Raw genomic sequence first — 21,213 nt, forward strand, 5'->3', positions numbered from 1 at the left:
GCCTCGGCGTGCGCTGGAGGGAGGCACCGTGAAGCAGCTGTTCTTCGTCGTCGTCGGCGTCGTCATCGGGTTCCTCGTCGCGCACCGTGTCAGCAGGACCTCGGTCGGCGCGACGTTCTTCGCCGAGGTCGACGCCCGCACGACCGCGTTCCGCAGTGCCGTGGCCGACGGGTACCGCTCCCGTGAAGCCGAGCTCCGCACCGACGTCTGACACGTCCTCCAGTCCCGCCCTCTCGTCCCCAGGAAGCACCATGCAGACCGCAGAGATCCGCCGCCGTTGGCTCCAGTACTTCGGTGACCGAGGCCACACCGTCGTCCCGTCCGCCTCGCTCGTCTCGGACGACCCGTCGCTGCTGTTCACCGTCGCGGGCATGGTGCCGTTCATCCCGTACCTGACCGGTCTCGTGCCGGCGCCCTACCCGCGGGCGACCAGCGTGCAGAAGTGCATCCGCACGAACGACATCGAAGAGGTCGGCAAGACCCCGCGGCACGGCACGTTCTTCCAGATGAACGGCAACTTCTCGTTCGGGGACTACTTCAAGGAACAGGCGATCCAGTACGCCTGGGAGTTCCTCACGGGCGCCGAGTCCGACGGTGGGCTCGGCTTCTCGCCCGACGACCTGTGGGTCACGGTGTACGAGGACGACGACGAGGCGATCGCCTTCTGGAAGCAGCACTCGTCGTTGCCCGACGAGCGCATCCAGCGCCTCGGCAAGGACACGAACTACTGGTCGACGGGGCAGCCCGGCCCGGCCGGCCCCTGCTCGGAGATCTTCTTCGACCGCGGGCCCGCCTACGGCATCGACGGTGGTCCGGCGACCGACGACGACCGCTACGTCGAGATCTGGAACCTCGTGTTCATGCAGTACCAGATCGCCGACGTCCGTTCGAAGTACGACTTCGAGATCACCGGCGAGCTGCCGAACAAGAACATCGACACCGGCATGGGGCTCGAGCGCGTCGCGTTCATCAAGCAGGGCGTCGACAACATGTACGAGATCGACCAGGTCCGTCCGGTGCTCGACGAAGCCGCCGCGGTGTCCGGTCGGCAGTACGGCGCGGTGCACGAGGACGACGTCCGCATGCGCGTCATCGCCGACCACGTCCGCTCGTCGCTGATGCTCATCGCCGACGGTGTCTCGCCGTCGAACGAGGGCCGCGGCTACATCCTCCGTCGCCTGCTGCGCCGCACGGTTCGCGCCATGCGGCTGCTCGGTGTCGAGACGGCGACCTTCCCCCGGCTGTTCCCGGCGTCGCGCGACGCCATGCGCGACGCTTACCCCGAGGTCGCGTCCGACTACGACCGCATCGCGCGCATCGCCTACGCCGAAGAAGAGACCTTCCTGCGCACCCTGGCGCAGGGCACCACGATCCTCGACGTCGCGGTCGACCGCGCCAAGCAGGACAACCAGCCCGCGATCGGTGGCGACACCGCGTTCCTGCTGCACGACACGTTCGGGTTCCCCATCGACCTGACCATGGAGATGGCGGAAGAAGCCGGGGTCCACGTCGACCGTGGCGCGTTCGACACGCTCATGTCCGAGCAGCGCGCCCGTGCCAAGGCCGACGCCAAGAGCAAGAAGACGGCGCTGGCAGACCTCAGCGTCTACAGCGCGTTCCGTGCTGCGGGCGAGACGACCTTCCTGGGGTACGACCAGCTCCAGGCCGAGTCGAACGTGCTCGGCATCATCGTCGGCGGTGTCAGCGTCGACCGCGCGGTGGCCGGTGACATCGCCGAGGTGATCCTCAGCGAGACCGCGCTCTACGCCGAGTCCGGCGGGCAGGATGCCGACCAGGGCTCGATCGTCGGCAACGGCTTCGACCTCGAGGTGCTGGACGTCCAGCGTCCGGTGTCCGGTCTCTGGAGCCACACCGTCCAGGTCCGTTCGGGCGAGGTCGGTGTCGGTGACGCTGCCACCACGGTGGTCGATGCCGAGTACCGCCGCGGTGCGACCCAGGCCCACTCTGCCACGCACCTGGTCAACGCTGCGCTGCGGGACATCCTCGGCCCCGAGGCGCTGCAGGCCGGGTCCTACAACAAGGCCGGCTACATGCGCCTGGACTTCTCGTGGAGCCAGCCCATCTCGCTCGACACGCGCTCCGAGATCGAAGAGGTCGTCAACACGGCGATCCGCTCCGACCTGCCGGTGTCCACGCGGATCCTCCCGCTCGACCAGGCCAAGGAACTCGGCGCGCAGGCGCTCTTCGGTGAGAAGTACGGCGCCGAGGTCCGCATGGTCGACATCGGCGGCCCGTGGTCGCGCGAACTCTGCGGCGGCACGCACGTCGCCTCGAGCGCACAGGTGGGCCTGGTCAACCTGGTCGGTGAAGCCAGTGTCGGCTCGACGAACCGCCGCGTCGAGGCCCTGGTCGGCCTCGAGGGCTTCCGCGAGCTGGCGGTCGAGCGCACGATCGTCTCGCAGCTGTCCAGCGCGCTGAAGGCCCCGCGGAACGACCTGCCCGCGCGCGTGCAGTCCCTGATGGAGGACCTGCGCGTCGCACAGAAGCGCGTGGCCGAGTTCGAGTCGGCGAACCTGCAGCAGCGCGTGCCCGCCATCGCGCGTCTCGCGACGACGATCGGCAGCACCACGGTCGTCGCCGAGTCGGTCGACGGGCTGCAGTCCGCCGACGACCTGCGTGCGCTCGCGACCGGCGTGCGTGCCCAGCTCGGTGACGCTGCCGCCGTGGTCGTGCTCGGCGCGGTCGTCAACGGCAAGCCGGCGGTCATCGTCGCGACGAACGACGCCGCACGCGCTGCCGGCGTCAAGGCCGGTCCGCTCGCGAAGGAAGCCGCCGGGGTCCTTGGCGGCGGCGGTGGCGGCAAGCCCGACTTGGCCCAGGGTGGTGGGACGGACGCGGCGGCACTGCCGGCTGCGCTCGGTGCCGTCACCGCGCGGCTCGCGGGCTGACGGTGACCATGCGATCCGGGCGTCGCCTCGGCGTGGACGTCGGGCGCGCCCGGATCGGCGTCGCGGTGTGTGACCGCGACGGTCTGATCGCCACACCGGTCGAGACCGTCCGGCGCGACGGCAAGACCGACATCCGGCGCATCCTGGCGATCGCGGACGAGTACGACGCACTCGAGCTGGTGGTGGGGCTGCCGTTGTCGATGTCGGGGGGCGACACCGCGTCGACCACCGATGCCCGCGACTTCGCCGCACGTCTGGCCGCGCACCGGCCGGTGCGGCTCGTCGACGAGCGGATGTCGACGGTGACGGCCCAGCGTGGCCTGCACCAGGCCGGCCGGAACACGAAGAACTCCCGTGCCGTGATCGACCAAGCGGCCGCTGTTATCATTCTGCAACATGCGCTCGACCACGAGCGTTCGTCAGGTGCCCCTCCCGGGGCCACGCTCCCCGAGCAGGCTGCCCTCCCGTCATCACCGAAGTGACGGAGCCGCCGCGGAGTCCGCACCGAAGAGACCGAGGACCGTTGGCAGACGACCTGGACTGGAACGCGATCATCGCCTCCGGCAACGACGCCGAACGACAGGGCAAGCGCGCTGTCGACGGCAGATCCGACGACCACGACGACCGGTCCCCGACCACCCCGGCGGACGACGGAGCGGCCGTCCAGCCACTCTCCCGACGGGAGGCCCGTGCTCGGGCTGCAGCGTCGGCCCCGGTACCCGGGTCCACGGCGCAGGACAGCGCGGACCGTCCGGCCCGCACGGCACCGGCCAGTCCCGCTGACGCGCCCGTCGCCCGCTCCGCCGACGAGCTCCACCCCGAGGTGCACGCGCTCCTGCAGGACGCGCCCGCCGGTGGCGGGCCGGCCGACGGCGGTGGCGCCGCGGGAGGCGGCGGACGTGGGCGCCGTGGCGGCGGCGGGGGATCCTCCCGACCGTCACGTGAGCCGCGCCGACGCTCGCGCGGCGGACTCATCGCCGGGATCGTCATCGTCGCCGTCGTGATCGCGGCCGGCATCGGTGCCTACGTGTTCGCCGCGCCGAAGGTGCAGGGGTTGATCGGGGCGATCACCGGTGCGCAGGAGTCGGACGACTACACCGGGTCGGGTACGTCGAAGGTGACGATCACGATCAAGCAGGGTGACATCGGCGAGGACGTCGCCAAGACCCTGCAGCGCAGCGGTGTCGTGAAGACCTCGACCGCGTTCTACAAGCTGCTGCTGACGTCGAGCGACGTGCAGTTCCAGCCCGGTTCGTACGCGCTCAAGAAGCACATGAGCTCCAAGGCCGCCCTTGCCGCACTGCAGGACAAGGCCAACAAGGTCACCGCCTCGATCGTCATCCCCGAGGGAACGGTGCTCAAGGACATCGAGGCCGGCATGGTCTCGAAGGCCGGGCTGTCCCAGGCGCAGGTCTCGGCGGCGGCCCAGGACGTGTCGGCGTACGGACTGCCGAGCGGTGTCACGTCGCTCGAGGGCTGGTTGTTCCCCGCCACGTACCCGATCAACCCGGGCTGGACGGCCAAGCAGTACTTCCAGTCGATGGTCGACACCATGAAGCAGCACCTGAAGGACGCCGGCGTCGCGGAAGCGGACCAGGAGCACGTCATCGTGTTCGCGTCGCTCGTGCAGAAGGAAGCCGGCCTGGCGGCGGACTACCCGAAGGTCGCGCGGGTGTTCCAGAACCGTCTCGACCAGGGCATGAAGCTGCAGTCGGACGCCACGGTGGCGTACGGCACCGGCAACACGCACCGGGTGACGACCACCGACGCCGAGCGCCAGGACGCGTCCAACAAGTACAACACCTACGTGCACGACGGTCTGCCCCCGGGGCCGATCTCGAACCCGGGCGACATCGCGATCAAGGCCGTCACCCAGCCGGCGACGGGCAACTGGCTGTACTTCGTGACGGTCGACCTGGAATCCGGGGAGACGGTGTTCTCGGACACCTACGCGCAGCACCAGGACGCCGTCAAGCAGTTCCAGGCCTGGCTCCGCGCGCACCCGTCCTACCAGTAGGCGGCCGCTCCTCCCACAGGCGTCGCACGCACGACGCCTGTGGGAGGATGGGACCATGCTTCGTTGGTTGACCGCAGGTGAGTCCCACGGACCCGAACTGATCGCGATGCTCGAGGGCCTGCCGGCCGGCGTCCCCGTGTCGTTCGAGTCCATCCGCACCGATCTCGCACGGCGCAAGCTCGGGTACGGTCGCGGCTCCCGCATGAAGTTCGAGCAGGACGAACTGCACGTGTCCGGCGGCGTCCGCCACGGCTACTCCCTGGGCAGCCCGATCGCGATCCGCATCGGCAACACCGAGTGGCCCAAGTGGGTCGAGGTGATGAACCCCGAGCCCGTCGAGGAGACAGAGCTGTCGCGCGGCCGCAGTGCCCCGCTGACCCGGCCACGCCCGGGCCACGCCGACCTGGTCGGCATGCAGAAGTACGGCTTCGACGAGGCCCGTCCGATCCTCGAGCGTGCGTCGGCTCGCGAGACCGCCGCGCGCGTCGCCCTCGGCGCCGTCGCCAAGGCGTTCCTTGCCGAGCTCGGCATGCGGTCGGTCGCGCACACGCTGCAGGTCGGTACGGTCCGGGTTCCGGACGGCACGGCGCTGCCGCAGCCCGACGACGTCGACCGGCTCGACGAGGACCAGCTGCGGTGCTTCGACGCCGACACCTCGGCGCGCATGGTGACCGAGGTCGAAGCAGCCAAGAAGGACGGCGACACCCTGGGTGGTGTGGTCGAGGTCCTGTTCTACGGCGTCCCGCCCGGGCTCGGCTCGCACGTGCACTGGGACCGCCGTCTCGACGCACGACTCGCAGCGGCGATCATGGGGATCCAGGCGATCAAGGGCGTCGAGGTCGGCGACGGCTTCCAGACCGCCGGTCGCCGGGGCTCCGAAGCGCACGACGAGCTGTACCGCGAGGACGGCGAGATCATCCGGACGAGCGACCGTGCGGGCGGGACCGAGGGCGGCATGTCGACCGGAACCGTGCTGCGCGTGCGCGCCGCGATGAAGCCGATCGCGACCATCCCGCACGCCCTGCACACCATCGACGTCGCCACCGGCGAAGACGCGTCGGCGCACCACCAGCGCTCGGACGTCTGCGCCGTGCCGGCGTCCGGCGTCGTCGCCGAGGCCATGGTCGCGCTCACGCTCGCCGACGCCGTGCTCGAGAAGTTCGGCGGAGACAACGTCGCCGAGACCAATTGCAACCTCGAGTCCTACCTGGCTTCGATCCCGGAGACCCTGCGCTCCCGTCGCACCGAGCCGGCAGCACACTCCACGGCCTGGTGAACGTCGCCGAACCGGCCGCGGCGCCCGTCGTGCTCATCGGACCGATGGGGGCGGGCAAGTCGACCGTCGGCAAGCGCGTCGCGCGGCGACTCGGTGTGCCGTTCACGGACACCGACCGCGTCATCGTGCGCGAGCACGGCCCGATCCCGGCGATCTTCGCCGGTCGCGGTGAACCCGCGTTCCGGCAGCTCGAGGCCGAGGCGGTGCGCAAGGCCCTGGCGACCGGTGGCGTGATCGCCGTCGGCGGGGGAGCGGTCACGCACGCCGCCACCCGGGACGCCCTGACCGGAGCACGCATCGTCCTGCTGACCGTCTCACCCGAGGCCGTCGCCGAGCGCATCAACGGATCCGACCGACCGCTGCTGGCGTCCGGCGGCATCGACGCCTGGCAGACCATCATGGACGAACGCGCCGCCACCTACGCAGCACTCGCGCACACCGTCGTGGACACCTCGCGGCGGCCGATGTCGCACGTCGTCGACGACGTCCTGCGCTGGCTGCAGTCCGCACACTGAACACCACGAGGAGCACCGTGACCGAGTCGACCCTGCCCGAGGGCACCACCGAGATCCGCGTCGGCGGCGACGACGGCTACGTCGTCGCGGTCGGCAACGGGCTGCTCGGCTCCGTGCCGGCGTTGCTCGGCCCGCGGGTCGCCAAGGTGCTCATCGTGCACGCCCCGACGCTCGGCGCGCGCGCCGAACAGCTGCGCGTGCTGCTGGTGGACGCCGGCCTCCAGGCGCTCATCGCCGAGGTCCCCGATGCCGAAGCGGCCAAGCGGGTCGAGGTCGCCGCGTTCTGCTGGCAGGTGATGGGGCAGTCGGACTTCACGCGCACCGACGCCGTCATCGGGCTCGGCGGCGGGGCCGTCACCGACCTGGCCGGCTTCGTGGCGGCGACCTGGCTGCGCGGGGTGCCGTACGTCGCGATCCCGACGAGCGTGCTCGGCATGGTGGACGCCAGCGTCGGTGGCAAGACCGGCATCAACACGAACGAGGGCAAGAACCTGGTCGGCGCCTTCTGGGCCCCCCGTGCGGTCGTCGCGGACCTGGACCTGGTCCGGTCGCTGCCGCGCAACGACGTGCTGACGGGCTTCGCCGAGATCGTCAAGGCCGGGTTCATCGCCGGCCCCGAGATCCTCGACGTCATCGAGGCCGACGTCGAGCGTGCGACGGACCCGACCACGCCGGAGTTCCGACGGGTCGTCGAGCTCGCGATCGAGCTCAAGGCCCAGGTGGTGTCCGACGACTTCACCGAGCAGGGCCGCCGCGAGGTCCTGAACTACGGGCACACCCTGGGGCACGCGATCGAGCACGCTGAGCGCTACCAGTGGAGGCACGGGGCGGCCGTGTCGGTGGGCATGGTCTTCGCCGCCGAGCTCGCCCGACTGACCGGACATCTGGACGACGCCACCGTGGACCGGCACCGCGCGATCCTCGACTCGCTGTCCCTGCCGACGACGTACCCCCTCGGGCGCTGGCAGTCGCTGCTGGCGACGATGCGGCGCGACAAGAAGGCCCGCGCCGGCATGCTGCGGTTCATCGTGCTGGACGGGGTCGGCAAGCCCGTGACGCTCGAGGGGCCCGAGGACCACCTGCTGTTCACCGCATACCAGGAGGTCGGTGTCTAGCCCTGCCTACCGCAGCACCCGCAGTGTCCGGCGCCACCACCACTTGACCCGCATCGACACGGTGAGGACGCCCGTGCGGTCGTACTCGTTCCATTCGTCGAGGGTCGCTCCTTCCTGCCAGGCATCGAGCACTTTGTCGTCTTCTTCGGTGCCGTGGACGTCGAACCGCGGGCGGTCGGGGAGTGGGGCGAACAGCGGCATCAGGTGTCCTCGGTGTCGTGTGCGGGATGGTGGCCCGGTCGGTCGTCGTCGAGTACGTGCCGACGAAGCGCTCGACGTGCGAGTTCCTGGTCCGGCTTGGGCGCCCACGGTACGTCGATCAGGCGCTGCAACACAGTTCTCGAGATGTCGTACTCCGCCTGGTTCCGCGTCGCGCGGATCGCCCAGGTGAGCCGTTTCCACGCGTGGTCCCGGTCTGTCGCACGACGAGCCTGGAACGCGCCGAACCAGCTGACGACGGCGGCCGCGATCGACGCCGCTGCGGCGACGACGGCGGCGATGAGTGCTGTGTCCATGGGACCAGCCTGCTGCGGTGGAGGCGCCCACCTGCCGGGGCAGGGCCCGCCTGTGTGTGACGAGCCGGGCCTCCCGGCCTGTGGAGGAGTCGTCTGCAGAACCCCAGGCCAGGGGAGCATGCTGGACCGGTGCCCACTCCTCCCCGCCTGAGCGACCTCGGCGGCGGACAGGCCGTCGACGCAGGAACCCTCCGGACCCGCGCGCGCCGCTTCGCCGAACTGCTGTCCATCGCCCGCCGACATGGCCTCGTGCCCTTCCGCCGACTCGACTTCACGCGCGACCCGGAGACCTCCGACGAGCGTCGCAGCCAGGCCGAACACCTGCGGCTGGCGCTCGAGGAAGCCGGGGGCGGGTTCGTCAAGATGGGGCAGCTGCTGTCCACGCGGGACGACCTGCTTCCCGACGAGTGGACCGACGGTCTGGCCTCGTTGCAGGAAGGCGTCACGCCGGCCGACCCGGCCGAGGTCGCCGAACTCCTGGCCAACGAGCTGCACGCGCCCGTCGACGAGCTCTTCCAGTCCTTCGACACGACGCCCGTCGCCGCGGCGTCCATCGCGCAGGTCCACCGGGCACGGCTGCACGACGGCACGGCGGTCGCGGTCAAGGTGCAGCGTCCGGGCATCGACGACGCCGTCCGTCGTGACGTCGACATCGCGTTGCGGGTGGTCACGTTCATGGCGCGCACCTCGGCCGAGGCCCGACAGGTGGGCGTGCGGGACGTCGCGCAGCAGTACGCCGACGACCTGATCCGGCAGGTGGACTTCCGGTCCGAGCTGCGGAACCTCGAGACCCTGCGCGCGGCCCAGGAACGCAGTGCCCGTCCGGACGAGGTCCGGTTCCCCGGGTCCTACCCCGAGCTGTCCGGGCGTCGGGTGCTCGTGATGGAGTTCCTGGAGGGCGACACGCTGAGCGCGATCCGCGCGTCCCGGGCCGACCGCGACCTGGACGGACCGATGCGGGCCATCCTGCGGGTGTTCCTGCGGCAGGTCGTGTTCGACGGGATCTACCACGGCGACCTGCACCCGGGGAACGTCCTGCTGCTGCCCGACGGCCGACCCGCGCTCATCGACTTCGGTTCTGTGGGACGACTCGACCCGACCCTGCGCGACGTCGTACAGGAGCTCGTCGCGGCCTACATCCAGAACGACACCACACGCATCGCGGACGCCGTGCTGCGCATGGCGCCGGTGCGACGCGCCGAGGACGAAGCCGACTTCCGCCGTGACATCGCACGGTTCGTCGCGGACGAGCTCGGCCCGGGCGCCCGCATCGGTGTGCAGACCGTCGACGACGCGGTCGAGGTGTTCGGCCGCTACCGCCTGAAGCCCCCGCCGGACTTCGTCGCCGCCGCTCGCGCACTGGCCATCTTCGAGGGCACGCTCCGCACGCTGCTGCCGTCGTTCGACCTGCTCGACGAGTCGCGCAACCTGGCGACCGAGCAGATCCGCGACCAGCTGCGGCCGAACGTCCTGGGGGGCATCGCCGCGCGCGAGCTGTTCGGCCTGGTGTCGACGGTGCGCCGTCTGCCACGACGAGTCGACCGCATCGGCGAAGCGATCGAGCAGAACCGCCTGTCGGTGAACATCCGACTGCTCGCCGACCAGCGCGACCGACGGACGGTCTCGGGCATGATCCGGCGGATCCTGCTCGTCCTGCTCGGCTCCGGCGCGGGGATCCTGTCGCTCGTCTACCTGACGATGCCGAGTCGTCCTGCCGCGGTGCTCAGCACGGCGGCAGCGGGCGGACTGCTCGGCGGCGCGACGGTCGTGCTGCTCGGGTGGGCAGCGATCGACGCCTGGCGGGCTCGACGGCGCGACTGACACGGTCGGCTACACTCGTCCGGGGCCCCGGCGGCCCGCACACCTTCATTCCTCAACACGAATTGGACATCGACACCCATGGCCAGTACCACTGACATCAAGAACGGCGCAGTTCTCATCATCGAACGGCAGCTCTGGTCGGTCGTCGAGTTCCAGCACGTCAAGCCCGGCAAGGGTGGTGCGTTCGTCCGCACCAAGCTGAAGAACGTCGTCTCCGGCAAGGTCGTCGACCGCACCTTCAACGCCGGTGCCAAGATCGAGACCGCCACGGTGGACCGCCGCGACTACCAGTTCCTCTACGAGGACGGCGACTCGTACGTGTTCATGGACACCGACACCTACGACCAGATCCCGGTCCCCGCGACGGTCGTCGGCGACGCCAAGAACTTCCTGCTCGAGTCCGCGATGGTCACCATCGCGATGAACGAGGGCAACCCGCTGTACGTCGAGCTGCCGACGTCGATCGTCACCGAGATCGAGACCGAGCCGGGTCTGCAGGGCGACCGTTCGTCGGGTGGCACGAAGCCCGCGACGATCAAGGCCACCGGCTACCAGATCCAGGTCCCGCTGTACCTGGAGACCGACACCAAGGTGAAGATCGACACGCGTGACGGCAACTACCTGGGCCGCGTCAACGAATGAGCGCTCGTTCCAAGGCCCGCAAGCGCGCGCTCGACATGCTCTACGTGGCCGAGGTGCGTGAGCTGCCGATCGCCGACGTCCTGGCGACCGAGACGGTCCGCCACCTCGACCAGCCCGAGCGTGCGTCCAGCTGGGACTACGCCCGACAGGTCGTGACCGGCATCGACGAGGCCCGTGCCGAGATCGACGCCGTCATCGTGGACCACGCCCAGGGCTGGTCGATCCCGCGCATGCCGGTGCTCGACCGGTGCATCCTGCGCATGGGCGTGTGGGAGCTCCGGTTCAACGCGGAGGTCCCCGACGCCGTGGCGATCTCCGAGGCGGTCGAGCTGGCCCAGTCGCTGTCGACCGAAGAATCCGCCGGGTTCGTCAACGGCGTGCTCGGCGCCGTCGCGGGCGGGCGAGAGCGTGCCGGCGGCGGGCGCGGTGCGGCCGGCGGCGGGCGAGGTCCGGACGGCGGGCGAGGGCCCGCCGACGGCGAGCACGACACCGCCGCCGCCGACGACCACGGACCGTCCGGTCGGACGGTCGCAGGAGACCCGGAGTCCCGCTAGGCTTGAGCGCGTCAGCATCCTTTAAATGCCGTCCTGAGAGGCGGGGAAGGAGGTCGGCGTGGGCACCAGAACGGTCCTGCAGCAGTCCGACATCACGCGTGCTCTCACACGCATCGCGCACGAGGTCCTCGAAGCCAACCACGGTGGCTCGGACCTGGTCTTGCTCGGCATCCCGACCCGCGGTGCCGTCCTGGCCGAGCGCCTCGGCCGCATCCTGGCCGACATCGAGCCCGAGTGGGCCTCGGCCCGCGGCGGCATCGGCACCGAGCGGGTCGGCGCACTCGACGTCACGATGCACCGTGACGACCTGGGCCACGGCATCGGTCGCGCACCGCACCGCACCACGATCCCGGCCGGCGGCATCGACGGCAAGGTCGTCGTGCTCGTCGACGACGTGCTGTACTCGGGCCGCACCGTCCGGGCAGCGCTCGACGCGCTGCAGGGCATCGGTCGCCCCCGGGCCGTCCGGCTCGCGGTCCTGGTCGACCGCGGGCACCGCGAACTCCCGATCCGCGCCGACCACGTCGGCAAGAACCTGCCGACGGCGTCCGACGAGCGGGTCACGCTCCGGCTGACCGAGACCGACGGCACCGACGAAGTCGTCATCGAGCAGACCGAGCGGGGGACCGGCGCATGAAGCACCTGCTCTCCACCGCCGACCTGTCGCGTGCCGACGCGGTGCACATCCTCGACGTCGCCGAGGAGATGGCCGAGGTGAACCAGCGCGAGGTCCGCAAGCTGCCGGCCCTGCGCGGCAAGACCGTCGTCAACCTGTTCTTCGAGGACTCCACGCGCACGCGCATCTCGTTCGAGGCCGCCGCCAAGCGCCTGTCGGCCGACGTCATCAACTTCGCCGCGAAGGGCTCGAGCGTCTCGAAGGGCGAGTCGCTCAAGGACACCGTGCAGACGCTCGGCGCGATGGGCATCGACGGGATCGTGATGCGCCACGGTGCGTCGGGCGCCCCGCGGGTGCTGGCGGACGCGGACTGGATCGACGTCCCCGTGGTGAACGCCGGCGACGGCACGCACGAGCACCCCACCCAGGCGCTGCTCGACGCCTTCACGATGCGTCGCCGCCTGCACGGCACCGACTCGCGGGGGCAGGGACTCGACGGTGTGCGGGTCCTGATCGTCGGCGACGTGCTGCACAGCCGCGTCGCCCGCAGCAACGCCTGGCTGCTCCGCACGCTCGGCGCACACGTCACGTTCGTCGCGCCCCCGACGCTGCTGCCCGCGGTCGACCGGCCGTTCGGCGCCGCGGTGCACCACGATCTCGACGCGGCACTGGCCGAGGACCCGGACGTCGTGATGACGCTCCGGATCCAGCAGGAGCGGATGCACGACGCGTTCTTCCCGAACGAGCGCGAGTACACCCGCCACTTCGGGCTGACGGCGTCCCGCGCCGCACGACTGTCGGAGCGCACGCTGATCATGCACCCGGGACCGATGAACCGCGGGCTCGAGATCGCCGGCGTCGCCGCGGACGACCCCCGCTCGACTGTCGTCGAGCAGGTCGCGAACGGCGTCAGCGTCCGCATGGCCGTCCTGTACCTGGCGCTGACCGGGAACGACACGAAGCCGACTGGGAACGACACGAAGGAGTCCGTCGCATGACCGCCCACCTCATCCGCGGCGCGCAGCTCGTCGACGGCTCGCGTGCCGACATCCGTCTGGAGGGCCGGGTGATCCGAGCGGTCGGGTCCGGTCTCGACGCGGCCGGCGCCACGATCGTGGACGCGGACGGCCTGATCGCCCTGCCCGGTCTCGTGGACCTGCACACCCACCTGCGCGAGCCCGGTGCCGAGGAGTCCGAGACGGTGCTCTCCGGCTCGCGTGCCGCGGCCGTCGGCGGCTTCACCGCCGTCAACGCGATGGCGAACTCCAGCCCCGTGGCCGACACGGCCGGGGTCGTCGAGCAGGTGCAGGCCCTGGGCGAGGATGCCGGCTACGTCACCGTCCGGCCGATCGGCGCGGTCTCGCAGGGACTGCGGGGAACACACCTTTCCGAGATCGGCGCGATGGCGACCTCGCGCGCCCGGGTCCGGGTGTTCTCCGACGACGGGTCGTGCGTGTCCGACCCGCTGCTGATGCGCCGCGCGCTCGAGTACGTCAAGGGCTTCGGCGGGGTGCTGGCGCAGCACGCGCAAGAGCCCCGGCTGACCATCGGCGCGCAGATGAACGAGGGCCGCCTGTCCGCCGAACTCGGCCTGGCCGGGTGGCCGGCCGTGGCCGAAGAGGCGATCATCGCCCGCGACGTGCTGCTCGCCGACCACGTGGGCGCCCGGCTGCACGTCTGCCACGTCTCGACGGCCGGCAGCGTCGAGGTCATCCGCTGGGCCAAGTCCCGCGGCATCGACGTCACGGCCGAGGTGACCCCGCACCACCTCGTGCTGACCGAGGACCTGATCGCCGGGGTCGACGGTGCCTCCGGGTACGACGCCCGGTACAAGGTGAACCCGCCGCTGCGTGCCCGCGAGGACGTGGACGCCCTGCGCGCCGCACTCGCCGACGGCACGATCGACATCGTCGCCACCGACCACGCCCCGCACACGTCCGAAGCCAAGTGCTGCGAGTGGCCCGCGGCGGCGAACGGCATGGTCGGGCTCGAGTCCGCGCTGAGCGTCGTGCACGCCGCGGTCGTCGAGCCCGGGCTGCTGGACTGGGCCGACGTGGCGCGCGTGCTGTCGAGCGCTCCCGCCCGCATCGGACAGGTCGCCGGTCACGGGCAGGCCATCGCTGCCGGAGCGCCGGCCGAGCTCACGCTGTACGACCCGGCCGCCACGCGCACGTTCAGTGTCGCCGACCTGGCCGGCCAGTCGCAGAACTCGCCCTACCTGGGGATGCCGTTGCCCGGTCGGGTCGTCGCGACCTTCCACCGGGGGTACCCGACCGTGCTCGACGGCGCACTGCTCGACGCCGAGACGGTCGCCGCACACGCCGTGGCGGCCCGCTCCGAGCAGGTGCCCGCATGAGCGGTGACGCGGCGCGCTGGCTGCTCGGTGCGGTGATCCTGCTCGCCGTGGTCGCGCTGTTCGTCGCCATGGCGCGCACCTGGCGGACGCGCGCCAGGAAGCAGACGGAAGCCGTGCCTCCCGTCCGTGTGCCGGACGCCCCCGGGACGCTGGTCGGATCGTGGGACGGGTTCTCCGTCGCGACGACCCGCGCCGACGAACCCCTCGAACGGATCACCGCCGGCGGACTCGGCTTCCGTGGCCGCGGCGGCGTGACGGTGCACGCCGACGGCGTCGTGCTGCACCTGGCCGGGGCGGACGACCGCTGGGTCGCCGCCGACCACCTGCGCGGCGCCGACCGCGCCACGTGGGCCATCGACCGGGTGGTCGAACCCGGGGGACTGGTCCGTCTGCGATGGACGGCGACCGGCGCCGCAGGTGCGACGGACCTCGACACCTACTTCCGGTTCCCCGAGGACGACCGAGCACCGCTCGTCGCCCTGCAGGAACTGTCGACGAAGCACAACCACCCGCACACCGCGGGCGAAGGGACGAACTGATGACACGCGAACGGGCCGTGCTGGTCCTCGAGGACGGCACCCGACACGACGGCTGGGCCTACGGCGCCCGCGGACGCACCCTCGGCGAGGTGGTGTTCGCGACCGGGATGACCGGCTACCAGGAGACCCTGACCGACCCGTCCTACGCCGGGCAGATCGTGGTGCAGACCGCGCCGCACATCGGCAACACGGGGGTGAACGACGAGGACCCGGAGTCCCGGCGCATCTGGGTCGCCGGCTACGTCGTCCGCGACCCCAGCCGCGTGGTGTCCAACCACCGCGCCACCGCGTCGCTCGACGACCACCTGGTCCGCGACGGCATCGTCGGGATCTCCGGCATCGACACCCGGGCCGTGACCCGGCGCATCCGCGACGCCGGCGCGATGAAGGGCGGCGTGTTCAGCGGGGCCGACGCGGCGTTGCCTGCCGACGAGCAGCTGGCCGCCGTCCGCGAGCAGGTCGACATGGCGGGGCAGAGCCTGTCCGCCGCCGTGTCCACCGACACCGAGTACGTCGTCGACGCCGTCGGCGAGCAGATCGGCACGCTGGCGGTGCTGGACCTCGGCGTCAAGGCGTCGACCACGCGGTACCTCGCCCAGCGCGGCTTCGCGGTGCACGTCCTGCCGCAGGACGTCGACATCCACCGCCTGCGCGAGCTCGACCCGGACGCCCTGTTCTACTCGAACGGCCCCGGTGACCCCGCGGCCTCGGACGCCCAGGTCGAACTGCTGCAGGAGAGCCTGCGCGACGGCCGTCCGTTCTTCGGGATCTGCTTCGGCAACCAGCTGCTCGGACGCGCACTCGGCTTCGGCACCTACAAGCTGCCCTTCGGCCACCGCGGCATCAACCAGCCGGTGCTCGACACCACGACGGGCAAGGTCGAGATCACGAGCCAGAACCACGGCTTCGCGGTGGACGCCCCCGTCGGCCAGGTCCTCGAGTCCCCGAGCGGCTTCGGCCGGGTCGAGGTCTCGCACTACTCGCTCAACGACGACGTGGTCGAGGGCCTGCGCGCGCTCGACATCCCCGCGTTCAGCGTGCAGTACCACCCCGAGGCCGCCGCCGGACCGCACGACAGCATGTACCTGTTCGACCGCTTCCGCGACATGGTGCTCGCCCGCCGCAACGGCACCGGGCTCGATGCCGCAACCGCCGACGCCACCACCCCCGCCGCCGACGTCACGAAGGAGGGCAACTGATGCCCAAGCGCCCCGACATCTCGTCCGTCCTGGTCATCGGCTCCGGCCCGATCGTCATCGGTCAGGCCGCCGAGTTCGACTACTCCGGCACCCAGGCCTGCCGCGTGCTGCGTGCCGAGGGCATCCGCGTGATCCTGGTCAACCCGAACCCGGCGACGATCATGACCGACCCGGACTTCGCCGACGCCACCTACATCGAGCCGATCACGAACGCGTCGATCGAGGAGATCATCCGCATCGAGCAGCCGGACGCGATCCTGCCGACGCTCGGTGGCCAGACCGCACTCAACGCGGCGATCGCACTCGACGAGGCCGGCATCCTGGCGAAGCACGGGGTCGAGCTCATCGGCGCGAAGGTCGACGCCATCCAGCGCGGCGAGGACCGCCAGCTCTTCAAGGAGCTCGTGCTCGAGTCCGGTGCCGACGTCGCGCGCAGCCACATCGCCCACACGCTGGAAGAAGCGAAGGAGTTCGCGAAGGACCTCGGCTACCCGCTGGTCGTCCGTCCGTCCTTCACGATGGGCGGGCTCGGGTCGGGCTTCGCGTACAACGAGGCCGACCTCGTCCGCTTCGTCGGTGACGGCCTGCAGTCGAGTCCGACGACCGAGGTCCTGCTCGAGGAGTCGATCCTGGGGTGGAAGGAGTACGAACTCGAGCTGATGCGCGACAACTTCGACAACACCGTCGTGGTCTGCTCGATCGAGAACGTCGACCCGGTCGGCGTGCACACCGGCGACTCGATCACCGTCGCGCCCGCGCTGACGCTGACCGACCGCGAGTACCAGAACATGCGCGACATCGGCATCGACATCATCCGTCGCGTCGGTGTCGACACCGGTGGCTGCAACATCCAGTTCGCGGTGGACCCGTCGAACGGCCGGATCATCGTGATCGAGATGAACCCGCGTGTCTCGCGCTCGAGCGCCCTGGCGTCGAAGGCGACGGGCTTCCCGATCGCCAAGATCGCCGCCAAGCTGGCGATCGGCTACCGGCTGGACGAGATCCAGAACGACATCACCCGGGTCACCCCGGCGAGCTTCGAGCCGACGCTCGACTACGTGGTCGTGAAGACCCCGCGGTTCGCGTTCGAGAAGTTCCCCGCCGCCGACGCCACCCTGACCACCACGATGAAGAGCGTCGGCGAGGCGATGGCCATCGGCCGGAACTTCACCACGGCGCTGCAGAAGTCGCTGCGCTCGCTCGAGCAGCGCGGGTCGAGCTTCCACTGGGACACCCCGGCGGCCGAGCTCGACAAGGACGCCCTGCTCGAGAAGTCGAAGGTCCCGACCGACGGGCGCATCGTCACGGTGCAGCAGGCCCTGTACGCCGGTGCGACGGTGGAAGAGGTCTTCGCCGCGAACGCGATCGACCCGTGGTACCTCGACCAGATCGTGCTGATCAACGAGGTCGCGGCCGAGGTCCGGGACGCCGCCGAGCTCGACGCGGACACGATCCGCTGGGCGAAGGAGCACGGCTTCAGCGACGTGCAGATCGCCTCGCTGCGCAGCACCGCCGACCGGCCGGTCACCCAGCAGCAGGTGCGCGACACCCGGCACCAGATGGGCATCCGCCCGGTGTTCAAGACGGTGGACACGTGTGCCGGTGAGTTCCCGGCCCTGACGCCGTACCACTACTCGTCCTACGACACCGAGACCGAGGTCGCCGCGTCGGACCGCAAGAAGGTCGTCATCCTGGGCTCCGGGCCGAACCGCATCGGCCAGGGTGTCGAGTTCGACTACTCGTGCGTGCACGCGTCCTTCGCGCTGAGCGACGCCGGGTTCGAGACGATCATGATCAACTGCAACCCCGAGACGGTCTCCACCGACTACGACACCTCGGACCGGCTGTACTTCGAGCCGCTGACCACCGAGGACGTCCTCGAGGTCATCCAGGCCGAGGCGGCATCCGGCGAGCTGGTCGGCGTCGTCGTGCAGCTCGGCGGTCAGACGGCCCTCGGGCTCGCGAAGCCGCTCGAGGCCGCGGGCATCCCGATCCTCGGCACCAGCCCGACGGCGATCGACTCCGCCGAGGAGCGCGGGCAGTTCTCCGCCATCCTCGACGCGGCGGGGCTGCTCGCTCCGCGCAACGGCACCGCGCACGACCTCGACAGCGCGACCGCGGTGGCCGAGGGGATCGGCTACCCGGTCCTCGTCCGCCCGTCGTTCGTTCTCGGTGGCCGCGGCATGGAGATCGTCTACGACTCGAGCGCGATGGCCGACTACTTCGCCCGGATGGCCGACCAGGCGATCATCGGCCCGGAGCTGCCCCTGCTGGTCGACCGGTTCCTCGACGACGCGGTGGAGATCGACGTCGACGCCCTGTTCGACGGTGAGCGCCTGTACATCGGCGGGATCATGGAGCACATCGAAGAGGCCGGCATCCACTCCGGTGACTCCTCGTGCACCCTGCCGCCGGTCGGTCTCGGCCGCGGCGAGATCCAGGCGGTCGTGGACGCGACCGAGAAGATCGCGCGTGGCATCGGCGTGCGGGGACTGCTGAACGTGCAGTTCGCGATCGCGGCGGGCGTGCTCTACGTGCTCGAGGCGAACCCGCGCGCCAGCCGCACCGTGCCGTTCGTCTCGAAGGCGCTCGGCATCGCGCTGGCCAAGGCCGCCGCCCGGATCATGACCGGCACCTCGGTCGACGCCCTGGTCGCCGAGGGGCTGCTGCCCGAGCGCGACGGCGCCTTCGTCCCGGCGCAGGCGCCCGTCGCCGTGAAGGAGGCCGTGCTGCCCTTCCGGCGCTTCCGCACGGTCGAGGGCCAGGTCGTCGACTCGGTGCTCTCCCCGGAGATGCGGTCCACCGGCGAGGTCATGGGCATCGACCGTGACTTCCCGCGGGCGTTCCTGAAGTCGCAGATCGCGGCGTACGGCGGTCTGCCGACGAGCGGCACGGTCTTCGTGAGCGTCGCCGACACCGACAAGCGCGCGATCGTGCTGCCGGTGCACCGCCTGCAGCAGCTCGGCTTCACGATCACCGCGACCGAGGGCACGGCCGAGGTGCTCCGCCGCAACGGCATCCTGGTCGACGTCGTCGGCAAGTACAGCCAGGGCGGCGAGAGCGTCGTCGACCTGCTGGCGCGCAACGAGGTCGACATCGTGATCAACACGCCGAGCGGCGCGTCGGGTCGCGCGGACGGGTACGAGATCCGCGCGGCGACCGTCGCTGCCGACAAGCCGCTGTTCACGACGATCGCGCAGCTCGGTGCGGCCGTCGCCGCGATCGAGACGATCGGCACCGCGCACAGCGTCCGCAGCCTGCAGGACTACGCGCTCGAGCGGGCGGGCTGGTGACGTCCACCCCGACGGGAGGCCCGGCACCGTTCGGCGTCCGGCTCGCGGCCGCCATCGGGTCGCGGTCGGCCCTGTGCGTCGGGATCGACCCCCATGCCGCCACCCTGGCGGCGTGGGGGCTCGGTCGTGACGAGGCCGGTCTGACCGCGTTCGGCCGCGTCCTGGTGGACGCGGCCGTCGGCCGCGCCGCCGTGGTGAAGCCGCAGGTCGCGTTCTTCGAGGCCGCGGGGGTGGCCGGCTACCGTGCGCTCGACGCGACGATCCGTCGGGCACGCGATGCGGGCCTCCTGGTCGTCGCCGACGTCAAGCGGGGCGACATCGGCAGCACCGGTGACGACTACGCCCTGGCGTGGCTGGACCGCGACGGGCCGTTCGCGGCCGACGCGATGACGGTCTCGCCGTACCTGGGCTACGGCTCGCTGCGCGGCACGATCGACGTCGCGCGTGCCAACGCTGCCGGCGTGTTCGTCCTGGCCGCGACGAGCAACGCCGAGGCCCGTGTGTTGCAGACGGCCGTGCTCGCCGAGGGGCCGCGCGCCGGACGGAGCGTGGCGGCCGGTATCGTTCTGGACGTGGCAGACGACAACCCGGCCGTGGCCGACCAGCGCATCGGGGACGTCGGGCTCGTGCTCGGCGCCACCCTCGACCTGACGGACTTCGGCATCGACGAGCACGAGATCGGGACGGCACCCGTGCTCGCGCCCGGGTTCGGCGCGCAGGGTGCCCGGATCGAGGACCTCCGCGCGCTCTACGGGTCGCGTGCCGAGCAGGTCCTGGTCAGCGAGTCCCGCGGGCTGCTCGGTGACGGGCCCGACGGTGTCACGGCGCGCGTGACCGACCGCGCCGACCGCATCCGCGCCGCACTCACGACCACCGGATCCGCCGCATGAGCGACGACCGCGCGCACCTGCCCGCCCACCGCAACCCGCCCGAGGTCGACCGGGCCGCAGCGGCTCGTGCCGCCGTGGCAGCGCGACGCGCCCGGGCCGCGGTGAAGTCCCAGGTCGCCTCGGGAGAGCGTTCGGCCCTCGACGTGGCCCGTGCTGCATGGAGCGACGACGACACGGCCACCGCCGAGAAGACCCTGCGCGTCCGTGACCTGTTGACCAGCCTGAGCGGCATCGGTCCGGCGCGTGCCGAGACGGTGATGGGCGCGCTCCGGATCGCGCCGTCGAAGCGGCTCGGTGGGCTGGGAACCCGACAGCGTGGCGCGCTGTCCGACTGGTTGGCCGCCCGGGGTGGCAAGCGCGGGACGTCGAAGCTCGTCGTGCTGGCCGGACCCACCGCGGTCGGCAAGGGCACGGTCAGTGCGCACATCCGGCAGCACTTCCCGGACGTCAACCTGAGCGTGTCGGCCACCACCCGGAAGCCCCGTCCGGGCGAGGTGGACGGCGTGCACTACTACTTCGTCGACGATGCCGAGTTCGACCGGATGATCCGCGACCGCGAGCTGCTCGAGTGGGCGACCGTGCACAACTCGTACCGGTACGGCACGCCCCGCCCGCCGATCGACCGCGCGCTCGACGCCGGCGACAAGGTCATGCTCGAGATCGACCTGCAGGGTGCCCGGCAGGTCCGCGACGCCATGCCCGAGGCGGTCCTGGTGTTCCTGCTGCCGCCGACGTGGGAAGAACTCGTGCGGCGGCTCATCGGCCGCGGCACCGAGTCGGGCGAAGAGCAGGCCCGTCGGCTCGAGACGGCCAAGGTCGAACTCGCCGCCCAGGACGAGTTCGACGTGCGGATCGTGAACTCGGATGTCGGCACCGCGGCACGACAGGTCGTAGACTTGTTCACTGCGCCCTAGCCGGGAGCGCCCTGTACCCATCGGGTGCGACACGAACGTTGA

19 protein-coding genes and 1 pseudogene are annotated in these 21,213 nt (G+C 71.0%); 18 read left to right on the forward strand and 2 right to left on the reverse strand.

What is annotated here, in order from left to right:
- The first annotated feature begins 28 nt into the window (after positions 1-28).
- Genes MT346_RS06535 through aroB form a run of 7 tightly spaced genes read left to right on the forward strand, consistent with a single transcriptional unit; the run spans position 29 to position 7,832 of the window.
- A complete protein-coding gene (locus MT346_RS06535) occupies positions 29-211 on the forward strand; it encodes a hypothetical protein (RefSeq protein ID WP_243562006.1) in 183 nt (60 codons plus the stop codon).
- Positions 212-251: 40 nt separating this feature from the next.
- Positions 252-2,909 carry an alanine--tRNA ligase gene (alaS, locus tag MT346_RS06540; RefSeq protein ID WP_243562007.1) on the forward strand — a complete coding sequence of 886 codons (2,658 nt, stop codon included), beginning with the start codon at positions 252-254 and terminating at the stop codon, positions 2,907-2,909.
- A gap of 8 nt (positions 2,910-2,917) precedes the next feature.
- On the forward strand, positions 2,918-3,391 hold the full coding sequence (ruvX, locus tag MT346_RS06545) for a Holliday junction resolvase RuvX (RefSeq protein ID WP_243562008.1): 474 nt from the start codon (positions 2,918-2,920) through the stop codon (positions 3,389-3,391).
- A 41-nt stretch (positions 3,392-3,432) separates the two neighbouring features.
- Positions 3,433-4,926 (forward strand): endolytic transglycosylase MltG, encoded by a 1,494-nt coding sequence (mltG, locus tag MT346_RS06550; RefSeq protein WP_243562009.1) that lies wholly within the window; start codon positions 3,433-3,435, stop codon positions 4,924-4,926.
- Positions 4,927-4,981: 55 nt separating this feature from the next.
- Positions 4,982-6,202 carry a chorismate synthase gene (gene aroC, locus MT346_RS06555; protein ID WP_243562010.1) on the forward strand — a complete coding sequence of 407 codons (1,221 nt, stop codon included), beginning with the start codon at positions 4,982-4,984 and terminating at the stop codon, positions 6,200-6,202.
- Positions 6,196-6,717, forward strand: coding sequence for a shikimate kinase (locus MT346_RS06560; protein ID WP_374202515.1), 522 nt, complete (start codon positions 6,196-6,198; stop codon positions 6,715-6,717). The genes aroC and MT346_RS06560 overlap by 7 nt, the downstream gene beginning before the upstream one ends.
- Before the next feature lie 17 nt (positions 6,718-6,734).
- Positions 6,735-7,832, forward strand: coding sequence for a 3-dehydroquinate synthase (aroB, locus tag MT346_RS06565; RefSeq protein WP_243562011.1), 1,098 nt, complete (start codon positions 6,735-6,737; stop codon positions 7,830-7,832).
- Between the two features lie 6 nt (positions 7,833-7,838).
- Here aroB and MT346_RS06570 read toward each other — a convergent pair whose 3' ends face one another.
- Together MT346_RS06570 and MT346_RS06575 are read right to left on the reverse strand one after the other, a co-directional pair.
- On the reverse strand, positions 7,839-8,033 hold the full coding sequence (locus MT346_RS06570) for a hypothetical protein (RefSeq protein ID WP_243562012.1): 195 nt from the start codon (positions 8,031-8,033) through the stop codon (positions 7,839-7,841).
- Positions 8,033-8,347 carry a hypothetical protein gene (locus MT346_RS06575; protein WP_243562013.1) on the reverse strand — a complete coding sequence of 105 codons (315 nt, stop codon included), beginning with the start codon at positions 8,345-8,347 and terminating at the stop codon, positions 8,033-8,035. Before MT346_RS06575 ends, MT346_RS06570 begins: the two co-directional genes overlap by 1 nt.
- A 129-nt stretch (positions 8,348-8,476) precedes the next feature.
- On the opposite strand from MT346_RS06575, the gene MT346_RS06580 reads away from it, so the two are divergent.
- The 11 genes and pseudogenes from MT346_RS06580 to gmk all read left to right on the forward strand — a co-directional run bounded on the left by MT346_RS06580 (position 8,477) and on the right by gmk (position 21,171).
- Positions 8,477-10,168 (forward strand): AarF/ABC1/UbiB kinase family protein, encoded by a 1,692-nt coding sequence (locus tag MT346_RS06580; protein WP_243562014.1) that lies wholly within the window; start codon positions 8,477-8,479, stop codon positions 10,166-10,168.
- A 78-nt stretch (positions 10,169-10,246) separates the two neighbouring features.
- Positions 10,247-10,810: an elongation factor P gene (efp, locus tag MT346_RS06585; protein ID WP_243562015.1), complete on the forward strand. Its 564-nt coding sequence runs from the start codon at positions 10,247-10,249 to the stop codon at positions 10,808-10,810.
- Positions 10,807-11,214, forward strand: a pseudogene (gene nusB / locus MT346_RS06590) (transcription antitermination factor NusB); the annotation flags it as partial. The gene efp and the pseudogene nusB, both read left to right, overlap by 4 nt.
- A 208-nt stretch (positions 11,215-11,422) precedes the next feature.
- Positions 11,423-12,001 carry a bifunctional pyr operon transcriptional regulator/uracil phosphoribosyltransferase PyrR gene (gene pyrR / locus MT346_RS06595; protein WP_243562016.1) on the forward strand — a complete coding sequence of 193 codons (579 nt, stop codon included), beginning with the start codon at positions 11,423-11,425 and terminating at the stop codon, positions 11,999-12,001.
- A complete protein-coding gene (locus tag MT346_RS06600) occupies positions 11,998-12,978 on the forward strand; it encodes an aspartate carbamoyltransferase catalytic subunit (RefSeq protein WP_243562017.1) in 981 nt (326 codons plus the stop codon). The genes pyrR and MT346_RS06600 overlap by 4 nt, the downstream gene beginning before the upstream one ends.
- A complete protein-coding gene (locus MT346_RS06605) occupies positions 12,975-14,336 on the forward strand; it encodes a dihydroorotase (RefSeq protein ID WP_243562018.1) in 1,362 nt (453 codons plus the stop codon). The genes MT346_RS06600 and MT346_RS06605 overlap by 4 nt, the downstream gene beginning before the upstream one ends.
- On the forward strand, positions 14,333-14,875 hold the full coding sequence (locus MT346_RS06610) for a hypothetical protein (RefSeq protein WP_243562019.1): 543 nt from the start codon (positions 14,333-14,335) through the stop codon (positions 14,873-14,875). The genes MT346_RS06605 and MT346_RS06610 overlap by 4 nt, the downstream gene beginning before the upstream one ends.
- On the forward strand, positions 14,875-16,074 hold the full coding sequence (carA, locus tag MT346_RS06615) for a glutamine-hydrolyzing carbamoyl-phosphate synthase small subunit (protein WP_243562020.1): 1,200 nt from the start codon (positions 14,875-14,877) through the stop codon (positions 16,072-16,074). The genes MT346_RS06610 and carA overlap by 1 nt, the downstream gene beginning before the upstream one ends.
- Positions 16,074-19,367, forward strand: a complete 3,294-nt coding sequence (gene carB, locus MT346_RS06620; RefSeq protein WP_243562021.1) for a carbamoyl-phosphate synthase large subunit — start codon at positions 16,074-16,076, stop codon at positions 19,365-19,367. The genes carA and carB overlap by 1 nt, the downstream gene beginning before the upstream one ends.
- A complete protein-coding gene (gene pyrF, locus MT346_RS06625) occupies positions 19,364-20,257 on the forward strand; it encodes an orotidine-5'-phosphate decarboxylase (protein WP_243562022.1) in 894 nt (297 codons plus the stop codon). Before carB ends, pyrF begins: the two co-directional genes overlap by 4 nt.
- Positions 20,254-21,171, forward strand: a complete 918-nt coding sequence (gene gmk, locus MT346_RS06630) for a guanylate kinase (protein ID WP_243562023.1) — start codon at positions 20,254-20,256, stop codon at positions 21,169-21,171. The genes pyrF and gmk overlap by 4 nt, the downstream gene beginning before the upstream one ends.
- The last annotated feature ends 42 nt before the right edge of the window (positions 21,172-21,213 follow it).

Origin of the sequence: Curtobacterium sp. VKM Ac-2922 (genome assembly GCF_022815645.1) — a bacterium.
In the GTDB taxonomy this organism is placed as follows: Bacteria; Actinomycetota; Actinomycetes; order Actinomycetales; family Microbacteriaceae; genus Curtobacterium.

Coding starts and splice junctions, on each gene's coding strand:
- carA (WP_243562020.1), top strand. CDS start 14,875: ATGACACGCGAACGGGCCGTGCTGGTCCTCGAGGACGGCACCCGACAC.
- carB (WP_243562021.1), top strand. CDS start 16,074: ATGCCCAAGCGCCCCGACATCTCGTCCGTCCTGGTCATCGGCTCCGGC.
- gmk (WP_243562023.1), top strand. CDS start 20,254: ATGAGCGACGACCGCGCGCACCTGCCCGCCCACCGCAACCCGCCCGAG.
- MT346_RS06570 (WP_243562012.1), bottom strand. CDS start 8,033: ATGCCGCTGTTCGCCCCACTCCCCGACCGCCCGCGGTTCGACGTCCAC.
- efp (WP_243562015.1), top strand. CDS start 10,247: ATGGCCAGTACCACTGACATCAAGAACGGCGCAGTTCTCATCATCGAA.
- MT346_RS06575 (WP_243562013.1), bottom strand. CDS start 8,347: ATGGACACAGCACTCATCGCCGCCGTCGTCGCCGCAGCGGCGTCGATC.
- aroC (WP_243562010.1), top strand. CDS start 4,982: ATGCTTCGTTGGTTGACCGCAGGTGAGTCCCACGGACCCGAACTGATC.
- MT346_RS06600 (WP_243562017.1), top strand. CDS start 11,998: ATGAAGCACCTGCTCTCCACCGCCGACCTGTCGCGTGCCGACGCGGTG.
- ruvX (WP_243562008.1), top strand. CDS start 2,918: ATGCGATCCGGGCGTCGCCTCGGCGTGGACGTCGGGCGCGCCCGGATC.
- MT346_RS06610 (WP_243562019.1), top strand. CDS start 14,333: ATGAGCGGTGACGCGGCGCGCTGGCTGCTCGGTGCGGTGATCCTGCTC.
- MT346_RS06605 (WP_243562018.1), top strand. CDS start 12,975: ATGACCGCCCACCTCATCCGCGGCGCGCAGCTCGTCGACGGCTCGCGT.
- alaS (WP_243562007.1), top strand. CDS start 252: ATGCAGACCGCAGAGATCCGCCGCCGTTGGCTCCAGTACTTCGGTGAC.